The sequence below is a fragment of the Henriciella sp. genome (genome assembly GCF_029937755.1).
Taxonomy (GTDB): Bacteria; Pseudomonadota; Alphaproteobacteria; order Caulobacterales; family Hyphomonadaceae; genus Henriciella.
This window is the reverse complement of the sequence record NZ_JAPYPG010000007.1, coordinates 83006-94832: the sequence shown is the minus strand read 5'-3', so window position 1 is coordinate 94832 and position 11827 is coordinate 83006. Positions and strand designations below refer to the sequence as shown.

7 protein-coding genes are annotated in these 11827 nt (G+C 60.3%); 2 read left to right on the top strand and 5 right to left on the bottom strand.

Going from position 1 to position 11827, the window contains the following annotated elements; all coding sequences use genetic code 11:
• Positions 1–176: 176 nt before the first annotated feature.
• Together Q1K29_RS14800 and Q1K29_RS14795 are read left to right on the top strand one after the other, a co-directional pair.
• Entirely contained in the window at positions 177–1658 is a 1482-nt protein-coding gene (locus Q1K29_RS14800) for a hypothetical protein (protein ID WP_300395853.1), read from the top strand.
• Positions 1655–4225, top strand: coding sequence for a Rid family hydrolase (locus Q1K29_RS14795; protein WP_300395852.1), 2571 nt, complete (start codon positions 1655–1657; stop codon positions 4223–4225). Before Q1K29_RS14800 ends, Q1K29_RS14795 begins: the two co-directional genes overlap by 4 nt.
• On the opposite strand, the gene Q1K29_RS14790 is transcribed toward Q1K29_RS14795, so the two are convergent.
• From Q1K29_RS14790 to Q1K29_RS14770, 5 genes are all read right to left on the bottom strand, one after another.
• Positions 4222–4704, bottom strand: coding sequence for an Lrp/AsnC family transcriptional regulator (locus Q1K29_RS14790; RefSeq protein ID WP_300395851.1), 483 nt, complete (start codon positions 4702–4704; stop codon positions 4222–4224). The genes Q1K29_RS14795 and Q1K29_RS14790 overlap by 4 nt on opposite strands.
• Before the next feature lie 839 nt (positions 4705–5543).
• Positions 5544–6746, bottom strand: a complete 1203-nt coding sequence (locus Q1K29_RS14785; RefSeq protein ID WP_300395850.1) for a M14 family zinc carboxypeptidase — start codon at positions 6744–6746, stop codon at positions 5544–5546.
• The gene (locus Q1K29_RS14780) at positions 6746–10087 is read right to left on the bottom strand and encodes a TonB-dependent receptor (protein WP_300395849.1); all 3342 of its coding nucleotides are present in this window, start codon (positions 10085–10087) and stop codon (positions 6746–6748) included. Before Q1K29_RS14780 ends, Q1K29_RS14785 begins: the two co-directional genes overlap by 1 nt.
• Before the next feature lie 142 nt (positions 10088–10229).
• The gene (locus Q1K29_RS14775) at positions 10230–11240 is read right to left on the bottom strand and encodes a FecR domain-containing protein (protein ID WP_300395848.1); all 1011 of its coding nucleotides are present in this window, start codon (positions 11238–11240) and stop codon (positions 10230–10232) included.
• Positions 11230–11799, bottom strand: a complete 570-nt coding sequence (locus Q1K29_RS14770) for an RNA polymerase sigma factor (protein ID WP_300395847.1) — start codon at positions 11797–11799, stop codon at positions 11230–11232. Before Q1K29_RS14770 ends, Q1K29_RS14775 begins: the two co-directional genes overlap by 11 nt.
• Positions 11800–11827: the final 28 nt, after the last annotated feature.

Genomic DNA, 11827 nt, shown 5'->3' with positions numbered 1-11827 from the left:
TCACCCGGCGCGGCGAATGAATAATTCTGCCTGCCGCAAGGAATCGCATGAATTTGCCCGCTCCTTTGCGCGGGTCTGCACAATCGGCATAGGAATCCGTCAGGGATCATCAGACACTGCCTGCTATGAGAGAACCTTCCCTGTCCGCGTTGGCACGGCTGTTTGCCGCCGGAGCCATGAGCGTCACCATCGCCGGGTGCATGACAGCACCGTCCGCCGCCGAGACTGAAGCGTCCACCGCCTTGCAGCATGTCACCAATGGCGAGGTGTTTTCAGTCGACGATGCGTTCAATGAAGGGCCGGTGCGCTATACCGCTCACTGGGACAGGCTGGTGCTCGATACCGACGACACAGGGGCCGAGACGACCATTTCCGGAACGGCCTATCTGCGCGACTGCGACTGCCCGGGTTCAGAGCGTCCGGTCATGTTCCTCTTCAATGGCGGGCCCGGCGCTTCGTCTTCTCCCCTTCACTTTGCGCTCGGTCCGAAAGGCCGGGACCGCGAGGAGGGGGAGACCGCATTCCCTGACAATCCTGTTACCGTCCTGCGCGATACCGACCTTGTCTTCATCGATCCGGTGGAGACGGGCTTCAGCCGGTCTGCCTCACCGGATGGCGAGAGCCGTTATCTTGGCATCGATGGCGATGTCGAAGCTGTAGGCGCTTTCATCCATTCGTGGCTGGAAGCGCATGAGCGTAGCGAGGCACCGATCTTCGTGACCGGCCAGAGCTATGGCGGCTTTCGCCTGGCGAACCTCGCAGCAGATCTTGATGACTTGAATGTCGAGGGCCTCGTCATGGTCTCGCCAGCGCTCGACATGGGGGGAGGGTCCAGCGATCTCGGCCACGTCTTTGCCTTACCGACAATGGCGGCAACGGCATGGCGGTTCGGGAAGTCGTCGATTGATGCGGCAGGCGAGGAGGAGGCTTGGGAGCAGGCGCGCCAGTTTGCCGAAACCGACTATCTCGTCGCGCTGCAGCGCGGTGACCTGCTTGGCGACGATGAGCGCGAAAGGATCGCCACTCGCGTCGCATCGATGACGGGGCTGTCCAGCGCGCTCATCATGGACGCTGACCTGCGGGTCGGAAAACAGGTCTTTCTCGAGAATGTGCTGGCGGACGAGAACAAGCTGGTCAGCCGTCTCAACACGGCGGTTACGCAGGAAAAGAAGCCGCCGGCCAATCCAGACCGCCCTGCGGGCGCGAACGACCCGTCGCTTGGCCTTGGCCGGTCCAACAAGATCATCGCGGAAGACATTGCGGATTACCTGAAGGCGCTGACGGGACTGGATCGGGAAGACGGCTACCGGTCGCTCAATCTCGATGCGAATTTCGCCTGGGACTGGCGACGTGCCGGTAAGTCTCCGGTCTTCAGTTTCAATGCAACGCCGCTGGTGGCCCGGTTCCTCGACAAGAATGAAGACGCCGGGCTGCTTGTCTTTGGCGGCTATCGCGATCTCGCTGTGACGGCGCTGCAGACGCAATACGCGCTTACCCATGCCGGGCTGCCACAGGAACGCGTGGAATACGTGGTGATGGCCTCGGGGCACTCACCGTTCGATGAAGAGGAACTGCGGGAACCGTTCGCCGGCCACATCCGGGCTTTCATAGCGGATGCGCTGGCCGACCAGGGGAAAGCAGGGGAGACACCGGAATGAAACTCACAGCACGCCTTTTGGGGCTGGGCCTCGTGCTCGCCGGCATCGGACCGGGCTTTGCGTCTGCGCAGCAATACAATTACGTGCTGATGCAGAACGACGAGAATGTCGGTTACCTGAAGGTCGACAAGGACGGCGCGACGGAGACGGTCGACTATTTTGTCGACAGCAATGGACGCGGTCCGAAGCACACCGAGGTCATCGAACTGAACGCTGACAATGTGCCTGTCGGCTGGACCGTTGAGGGCACCTCCCTGATGGGCGCGGACGTGAGTGAGACGTTCGCGCTCGATGAAGGCGCCGCGACGTGGCACAGCCAGGCCGACAGTGGCCGGGAGAGCGTATCCGGGCCGGCCCTCTACGCGATAAATGATGGCAGCCCTTGGGCCGACTTTGTCTATGCGCGGGCCCTTCTTGAGGATGACGACCGGTCGATGCCGGTCCTCCCGTCCGGCACGCTTTCGCTTGAAAAAGTCGATAAGGTCACGCTCGATCATGAGGGGGAGGCGCTGGAACTCATGATTTACCGCCTGTCCGGGATTGATCTCAGCCCGTCGCTCATCGCGCTCGATGATGAAGGCATGTTCTTCACCAATTTCTCGATGATCCGCGAAGGCTATGGCGACCTGTTGCCCGCCCTGCACGACATCTCGCGCGAGCAAGGCGACGAGCGGTTGACGCAATTGGCGAAGGACCTTCGCCACACGTCAGAAGTGCCTTACGCCATTGCGAATGTGCGCATTCTCGATCCGGTCAATGGGTCACTCGGTGAGCCATCGACGGTTTATGTGGACGCCAGCCGCATACAGCGGATAGCGCCGTGGAGCGGGCCGCAAGCGCTGGACCCGGGCATGACGGTTTATGACGGGGCTGGCGGAACGCTGATGCCCGGCCTCTGGGACATGCACTCACACGCCTCGTCCAGTTCCGGCCTCTACTATATCGCGGCCGGTGTCACTTCGACCCGCGACATGGGCAATGACAACGATTTCCTGACGCGGTTGATGGAGAAACAGGAGCAGGGCGCCCTGATCGGTCCGCGCATTACCCCGGCCGGCTTTATCGAAGGGCGCAGCCCTTATTCGGCCCGCCACGGTATCATTGCGGCCAGCGAGCAGGAAGCTGTCGATGCGGTCGACTGGTATGCCGAGCGCGGGTACCCCTTCATCAAGATCTACAATTCGACGAAGCCCGACTGGGTGCCCGCCATGGCGGCGCGCGCCGAGGCACACGGCATGGGCGTCATTGGCCATGTGCCGGCCTTCACCAACGCCGATACCATGATCAAGGCAGGCTATGACGAAATCACCCACATCAACCAGCTCATGCTGGGCTGGCTGCTTGAGCCTGGCGAGGATACCCGCACGCCGCTGCGGCTGACGGGGATGGCCCGCGGGGCAGGGCTCGACCTCGGGGCCGACAAGGTCAGGGCGACGATCGCCCTTATGCAGGAGAACGATGTCGGTGTGGACCCGACGGCCGTCATTCTCGAGCGCCTGATGCTGAGCCGTGCCGGCACCATCCAGGAAGGCGATGCGGCCTATCTCGACCATATGCCGGTTGGCTATCAGCGCTATCGTAAGCGGACTTTCGTGACGCTTGAAAATGATGCCGCAGACGCCGCTTATGTCGAGGGCTTCAACCGAGTTCTGGAGACCCTGAAGCTGTTGCATGATTCCGGGATCCGCCTCCTGCCGGGAACCGATGACAGGACCGGCTTCACGGTCCACCGCGAACTGGAGCTTTATGAAAAGGCTGGCATTCCGACAGTAGATGTCCTGCGCCTCGGTCTCTGGGGCCCGGCCGAGTATCTGGGTTATGGCGACGACCTTGGTACCATCGAGGAAGGCAAGCTCGCCGATTTCGTTCTGGTCGCAGGCAATCCACTTCGGGACCTATCTGCGATTCGCGCGCCACGAATGGTCGTAAAGGATGGCGACGTCTATTTCCCCGCCGAGATCTATCAGGCGCTCAGCATTGAGCCCTTTTCAGCACCACCTGATCTGATGGACGTGTCAGCCGGCAACGTCACCAAAGCCGAGCCGGCGCGCTATGAAGGCGATGACGCGTTCGTCGAGCACTTCCCGATGCAGGCGGACGGATTGCCAGTCGATCCTGCGACGCTGCCCTTCTCGGCGGCCGTGCGTGTTGGCGATATCATCTACCTGTCAGGCCAGATCGGGCGTGGCGGCGAAACCTTCGAGGAGGATGCCAGACAGGTGATGGATACGATCAAGGCGCTTGCCGAGCGTACGGGCACTGACATGTCAAACATCTTCAAGTGCACGGTGATGATCGACGACATGGACAAGTGGCCGTCGTTCAATGAGGTCTACAAGACCTATTTCGAGCCGGGCAAGATGCCGGCGCGCAGTGCCTTTGGCGCAGACGGCCTGGCGCTTGGCGCGCCGATCGAGGTCGAGTGCTTGGCGCATGTTCCGGGCGCGGGTGCCGTTCCTGTGGTCGCCGGCAAGGACGGGCCCGACTGGCTGGTGTGGACCCTGGGCGGGCTTTGCATCCTGTTGGCAGGCGGGCTTGGCTTTTCTCTCGGACGCCGCCGCGCCTAGAGCGCCATGCTGCCGCGTACAGGGATAGCCGTGGTCGACTTGATTTCGCCGAGCGTGGCAGTCGAGTTGACGTTCTCCACGCCGGGCAGGTTCAGCAGGAAGTCCATCAGGAATTCCTGATACCATTTCATCGACTTCGCCTGGATCTTCATCAGAAGGTCCATCTCACCGAAGATGGAATAGCATTCGATGATCTCCGGCGTGTTCTGGATTTTTCGGCTGAACGTCTCGCGTTCTTTCTCCGAGAGCTTGGCCACCTTCACATAGGCAAAGATATGCAGGCCATAGCCAAGCTTTTCGCGGTCCAGAATGGCGACCTGGGACTTGATGTAGCCCTCGTCTTTCAGCCGTTGCAGGCGGCGCCAGCAGGGCGACTGTGACAGGCCGACGATCTCGGCGAGTTCGACGGTGGAGACAGAGCAGTCTTTCTGAAGCTGCTCCAGAATCTTGATATCAAATATCGACAGTTCTTCACTCATTTGCCTAGAATATTCAAAAAACAAAAAATATGAAACTAGTTTTTTGGCCTTTGTCGCCAAAGGGATGAAAAACTATCCTCGTGGGGCGTGCCGTTGCCAGGCCACCCTCACATACTTTTTTGAGATTTCCCGATTTTTACGAACGTCGCCCGTCCGCCCGTTTTCTATGCAACAAATGAAGGCATGTTGGCGGCTGATCGACTGGTGTGCAACCAAGTGACGCCCTGATCATTCCTTCTTTCAAGCCCATGTTGCGGCGCACAACTCTGCGCCTAAGCTCGGGTGGCAGGTGTCGAGGTGATCTATGGCGCGCATACGATTTTCCCGAAAGGGATTACCAGTCATCCTTGCCGTGACCCTTCATATTACGAGTTGCGGGTCTGAGAATAAGGCGCCGCAAGCATCAGACCAGGAAAGTCAGTCATTGGCCGTGGCGGCGACGCGGCCGATGTGACACCACCATCCGCCTATCTGAAAGCCCAGTCTCTTCATGCGTCCTTCCGCGCTCTGAAGCCGGACCGGTTGGCCTCTCTTCTCCTTGATCGAGACCGCCTCAGGAATCGTGATGCATTGGTGGACCCATACTGGCCGCTGGCGCGGAGTGAGGTTCATTTGCCCTTGGCGACAGCTCGCGCCCGGGCGGAGCGTGCTTCCTCAGTCTACGAACTTGTGTCCATGCTCAGCGCCTCCGAGGCAATGGCGCTGTTGAACTCGCCCCGAGATCTGCAGGCCATCAGTTTCAAGTTTTCCTCAGTCCGGAACCCGAAACCGAGACCGGGCAGCCAGGCAACCACTCAACCGGTATCTTCTGGCACCAAGTGGATGTCTCGAAAGTAGGCTCAGTCCTCTTTGCCTGATGAACCTGTCAGGGCAGAGATCACAGTCCGTGCTGCGATCTCGCCGACCTTGACGATCTCTACTTGAGGGGCATCGTCGGCAAGTTCCACTGTCAGCGCCGCGACATCGAGCGTTTGCAGGGCCCAGTTTTTTGATGTGCCCGAGTCGGCGTTATGCCCGGAAATCCATTCGGGGTCGGGATCGATCCCTGCATCGAATGCCTGCTTCAGCGCACGCGGGAAGTTCATATCGGCAAGATCTTCCTCAAGAGGCGGCGTATAGACAAGGGTCTCCTGGGTCGAATGAAAGTCCATGAAGGCGACGGTTGTCCGGCCTTCTGCCTCGTTTCTGATGAAAGCTGTCGCTGCCTTGATGGCGGGCTGGCTCTGATCGAGCCAATCACGGTTGGTGTCCACACCGCCATTATTGTGGCGCCAGTTGCCACGGGCGAGGCCGTCCGGATTGACAAGCGGCAGCAGGACGATCCGTGTATTTGCGCGCGTATCCTCCGGCAGCGTCCGCATCAGCGTTTCGGCAAAGACCTTGAAGGTCTCCACACCGGACTGTTCCGGCGGGTGCTGGCCCGTAATCGCGAAAACAATGTGGCGCGCCGTTTCCGGGCCTGCCGTAAGGGCCTCCAGCGGCCGACCATCAAGGCTTTCTCCGTAGTTGATGAGGTCCAGCTTGTACTCACTGGCAAGGGTGCGGCTCCATTCTGCCATGTCTTTCGGGGTCATAACCGGCTGCGCGGCCACAAGAAGGTGTCCTGGCCCAGCGGGCAGGGTCAGAGTCGCGATATGGTCGTCTTCGCCGACCGACACGGCCTCACTCGGAAGCTGCTGCCACCTCTCGCCACCGTCGCGGCTGACCCAGGGATGGTAGCGATGCCAGTAGCCCGCATAGTCGAGCTGGAGCCTGATCTGTTTGCTCGAGCGGATGTCAGCCTCGAAGGCATACCATGGACTCGGATTGATCGGACCGGCAATCGAGGCCTCCGGCCATACTGTGAGCACTGGCCCAAGGGTAGAGATCGCACAGCCATGATGCCCCGCGCCCACAAAACCTGTGGTGATCCTGACCTCTTCTGTTTCGCAGAGAGTCGTCGTCTTCGGAGCAGGGGCTACCAGGTGGGCGCACCCTGTCAGCGTTAGTGCGGAAACAGCGAGGCCGAAGCCCCGCTGTCTCGCTGATGGCATCCGTGGCATTAGAAGCTCTTTCTTGCGCTCACATAGACGAAGCGGCCACGAGAGGAATGCAGCCCGCCCATATAGCCGAAGGACTCATCGGCCAGCGGCGGCTCCTCGTCGAACAGGTTACGAGCCCCGACACGCAGCTGGAGCGGCTTCTCCGTGGCATACCCGAACGTGTACTGCACATACGCATTGTGGCGAATGGCGGAGTCCACGACCCAGAAATCACCGGTATCGTCATTGGTAGCGCTGGTATCGAGTACATCGTCTATATAGCTCGTGTACCAGCCCGCGCCCCAGGCATCCATGCGCCATGTGGCTGACGCGCTCCACCGCCATTCGGGACGCCCATCCTGTCGGATCAGGTCACCCGCGCCTTCGAGAGCCGCGACTTCGCTGATTTCGCCAGCCTCCTGTGCGGCGAGGATTTCAGCCTCGCGCGGAGCAATATCCTGGTAGAACTTGCGCAGCTGGGCGACGTTCACCCGAAGGCCAAAATCCCCAAACGCCGTGTCATCGAGATCGTAATAGACCCCGATATCGAGACCTTCGACGTCGCGTGGCAGGAGGTTGAGGTAATTATCCTCGACATAGAGAACCTCGCCGGCCGGATCGAGCCCCGTGCCCGCATAGGCAGCGATGTCTTCGGCTGTCGGGTCTGCACGGACAACCGCCGGGTTGGAGCTACCGCGGGTCCGCAGGAGGTAATCGAGGATGAGGTGGTTCTCGTCACCGAAAATGCCGACAACGTCTTCCTGTTCGATTGACCAGTAGTCCAGCGTGACCTGAAGTGCGCCTGCTTCTTCAGGCAGGAAGGTCGCGTCATAGACGAGGCCGGCCGAAAAGCTCTCGGATTCTTCAGGGCCGAGATCGGTAGAGCCTTCGCGCTGACTGACAATGGCAGCCGCTTGCTCGCAATCGGAGAAGCTCGCAATACGGCCGGCTCGAAGGTCCGCCTCACACTGCACATAATCGGTCCGGGTGTTTACCCGTTCCAGGCTACGGTCGAATTGCTGCTGCAGGTTTGGGGCCTTGAACCCTTGCGACCAGGCTGACCGGAAGAGCAGGAAGTCAGCCGGCCGCCATGCCAGCGCCACTTTCGGTTTCGTGACGCTGCCGAACAGATCATAGTCCTCGTATCGAACGGCCAGCTGCATATTCACCGACTGGGCCAGCGGTATGTTCATCTCCGGCGACACGAGTGGAACTTGCATTTCAGCAAACGCCGAGAAAACGTCCCGCTCACCTTCGGAGTCGAGCGTCGGGCTGGACCCCATGACGTCGCTTGTCGCCTCGCCTGTGATCGGAGAGACAAACTCGATCGTGCCATCGAGGCGCGGGTCACGGTCATCCTCATAAGTCTCGTGACGGGCTTCGACACCGAAGGCAGCCCCGACAGGGCCAGCCCAGAGTTCAAACAGATCCGGACGTGAAAGCTTGAAATCCCACATGGTCAGGCTTGTCGACGACTTGCGGTAGACCGGGACGATGAAGCTGTCGATCGTGCCCGCATCGCTCGGCGTTGCGTCTCCGCTGTCGGAGATGGGGAAACCACCGCCATTAAACGGATTGTAGGCGTCCGGTGTATCGAGGCTCAGCGCTTCCAGGAAAAGCGTGTTCGAGGTCCGGGATGTCGTATCATTGGTCTCGGCCTCGGAATAGGTCAGGGCGCTTTCCCAGTCGAAGCCGGCCCATTCGCCTTCAAGACCGCCCAGGACACGCCAATTGGTGTTTTCAACTTCGATCTCACGAGCGCCGGCATCGACAAGACGGTAGCGGCGTAGCTCGACAGCGAGACCTTCGTCGGGCGTCCCGATTCCCTCGACGCGATTAGGAGATCCGACCGGGCCGAACGGGTTGTAGTAATTCTCCGCTGGAATCAGCATGCGGGCTGCACTCAGCTGGGCTGAACCAGCCCGCTGCGCCTTTGATGTGGCCTGATAAAGGCCAGCCTCACCGAAGAAGCGCAGGCTGTTGCTGAAGTCATGGTGCAGCGTGCCGAAAAGGTTCAGCCGCTCGACACCATTATTGATCGTGCGATCAGCATTCGTATTGTAGCGCTGAGCGACATTTCCGGACGAGTTGCCGTCATCGAGGCACAGACCGTCACCGAGCGGTGCAACACATCCATCAAACGTATCCGGCTGGACGTGAACACCACCGCCGCTGGTGGAAATACCGTCCAGGGAATACGTATCGCCGGTCGCCGGGTCGCGCAAAGTGAATGCGCCCCAAGGGGTATTGTTGGAATTGTTACGGAAGTTGAGGTCACCAGCCCAGCCGTCCGGTAGCCGGTCACGCAGGTCAGCATTTGCGGCGAAGTCACGCTCTGAGGCAAAGACAGGGTCCCGGTCCGTATAGGCTGCGAACAGCGCCATATTGGTGCGGCTATTGTTGAAGTTCTTGCCGGCTTCGAGTGTAAAGTTGTACTCGTCTGCTTCGACATCCGGTTCGGTGCCGTAGCGGGCGGAGACAGTCAGTCCCTCAAAGTCGTCCTTGAGCACGGTATTGACCACACCGGCCACTGCATCGGAGCCGTAGAGAGCTGAGGCTCCGTCCAGAAGGACTTCGACGCGGCTGATACCCGTTACCGGAATGGCATTCGCGTTGACGGTCGTCACCGGAACGAGGTTTTCGGACTGCGTGCCTGGGTGGTTCACCATCCGCCGCCCGTTAAGCAGAACCAGCGTATTGCCAGTGCCAAGCGCGCGAAGATTGATCGAGGCCACATCCCCGCGTGCGGAATTTACGCCGCCGGAAACGTTCTCAGTGCTGTTGAAACCGACATCACCGAATTGCGGGATCGAGCGAAAGAGATCATCACCGTCCGTTGCGCCGATCGCAGCGAGCTGTTCGTCACCGACGACTGTAACAGGAAGCTCGCCATCGACCCGGGCGCCGCGGATCTGGCTGCCGACCACAATAATGCTCTCGAGGCGGGCTTCCTCATCTGTGTCGGGGCGGGAAACAGGCGCCGCCGGCGGCGCGGGCTGCTCGACCTGCTGTGGCGCAGGGGCGCGTGGGGCGGGGGCCTGTTCGGCCTGAGCATAAACAAGTATTGCGCCAGACTCGTCGGTGCGCATCTGCAGGCTCGATCCATCAAGTAGGCGGTCAAGCGCCTCGCGATCGGATAGCCGTCCCTCGACGCCGGAAACTGATATGTTGCGGACCTGATCGGTGCGATAGATGAGATCGCGGCCGGACTGCGCAATGAAGGCATCGAGCGCCTCGCTGAGCGGCCCGCTTGGCAGGTCGAACGATTGAGCCGAAGGGCTCTGCACTTGCGCGAGCGTCGGCGATGCCGAGAGCGCAACGAAGGCTGCGCTGGTGAAAAGTCCTGCAGACCATTTTGCCATGATTGTCTCCCCAAACATGTGGGCCGGTGGCGGAATCCACCCCCCTTCAAAGGGCTAGGACGAGCCGGAAGAGAAAATCCCTCAAACTTTTTGACGCAATTCTGCAGGAAATGCGTCAGATGGTGCGCAGGCGGCCTGCGATTTACTTGCTGGACAGCTCAATCTGGCGCGAGCTGTAACGTACCTCGAGCCCAAGACCGTCTTCGGCAAGACGGGCAAACGCTTCGACATTATCGACTGGAAAAGTTCCGCCGATCTCAATTGCCCCTGTGGCTTCATCGGCAATGACAAGCCGGGTGGAATTGTAGCGATTAAACTCAGCGGCTGCTTCGGTAAGAGGTGTATTATCGAAACGCAGCCGCCCATCCCGCCAGAGCAGGCGGCTGGTAACCGTCTCCAGACCGGAGCTTTCAACAATCAGGCCGTCCGGGCTGGCATAGCCAATCATGCCGGGCTTCAGAACGCTGGCGGACTGCTTGGCTGCGCCAGTATTGCTGAGCCACACTGTGCCTACGCTGACAGCTACCTCAACGCCGGCCTCCCTTCGCTCGACGCCAAACGATGTTCCCAGCACTTCGACCTGACCATCACCGGCATCGATCCGGAACGGCCGGTCCGAATCAGGCGCGACATCGAAGAAGACTTCGCCCTTGAAGAGATCGACCTGGCGCTCCTGTTCACTGAACGCGACCGTGATGCTCGTATCGGTGTTGAGTGTCAGGACCGACCCGTCCTTGAGATTGATCGTCCGGATATCGCCATGCGCGGTCTGGTAGCGAAGCGGTGCGGGAGCCTCTGGCCTGCTTCCAAAAACCTCGAGTGAGGTGAACCCGACCACTGCCATCGCCACGCAGGCAGCTGCTGCAAGCGCCTGCACAACAGGCCGGCGAATAAAGGTTCGGCGCGGTGTGGTTTCGCCTCCTCGCAGCACTGTTAGTCGCTCTGCGCGCCTCCATGTGGAGAACATCCTGAGGAATGCTACGCGGTGTGCGGTATTCTTGTTGAGCCAGTTCGCAAATTCGCGATCCTCCTCGGCAAGCCGGTCGAGATCGCTGTCGGCGGCCAACAAGCCGTGCCGGTCCAGTTGGGCAAGCCAGTTGGCTGCTGCCTGTTCAACGGGCTCGGCGGAAGCAAGGCGGCTCTCAGCGTTCATGGCTGCGCCCCTTCCTCTTCGATTTGAGACGCTGCTGGCCGCGATCAACCCCAAGTCTGCCCAGCGCATCGGCAAGCAGACGTACCCCCTGGCTCACATGACGTTCCACCGTCGGCTCGGATACACCGAGCGCGCGCGCTGTCTCGCGTTGGGAAAGCCCCTGTATGCGGCGCATATGAACGATGTCGCGAGTGCGCCGGGGCAAGGTTTCAAGGGCTGTTCGAAGCATGGTCAGTTCCTGGCGGGCCGACACCGTATCGAACGGGCCGGCCTCGTCTGAGGAGACGTCCCAGCTTTCAAAATCCATCACGGTTTCAATTGAAACGACGCGCTTGCGCCTTATCAGGTCGATAATGAGATGGCGGGCGGTCGAATACATCAGCGCGCGCGTATTGCGTGGTAGCCCGTTGCTTGCCGCCTTGTAGAGGCGGCTGAACACTTCCTGCCGCAGGTCGCGGACTTCAAACCCGTCGGACCAGTGCCGTTGGAGAAAGCGCTCAAGCTCTCCCTCCAGTGGCAGCACTTCCTGCATGAACCAGTCATCGACGGCGTTCGACATCAGCCTGCGTTAGAATGCTTCCGGAGGA

Bases quoted from the DNA above. Each gene is read 5' to 3' on its own strand.
- Q1K29_RS14800 (WP_300395853.1), top strand. From the start codon at position 177: ATGAGCGTCACCATCGCCGGGTGCATGACAGCACCGTCCGCCGCCGAG.
- Q1K29_RS14795 (WP_300395852.1), top strand. From the start codon at position 1,655: ATGAAACTCACAGCACGCCTTTTGGGGCTGGGCCTCGTGCTCGCCGGC.
- Q1K29_RS14790 (WP_300395851.1), bottom strand. From the start codon at position 4,704: ATGAGTGAAGAACTGTCGATATTTGATATCAAGATTCTGGAGCAGCTT.
- Q1K29_RS14785 (WP_300395850.1), bottom strand. From the start codon at position 6,746: ATGCCACGGATGCCATCAGCGAGACAGCGGGGCTTCGGCCTCGCTGTT.
- Q1K29_RS14780 (WP_300395849.1), bottom strand. From the start codon at position 10,087: ATGGCAAAATGGTCTGCAGGACTTTTCACCAGCGCAGCCTTCGTTGCG.
- Q1K29_RS14775 (WP_300395848.1), bottom strand. From the start codon at position 11,240: ATGAACGCTGAGAGCCGCCTTGCTTCCGCCGAGCCCGTTGAACAGGCA.
- Q1K29_RS14770 (WP_300395847.1), bottom strand. From the start codon at position 11,799: ATGTCGAACGCCGTCGATGACTGGTTCATGCAGGAAGTGCTGCCACTG.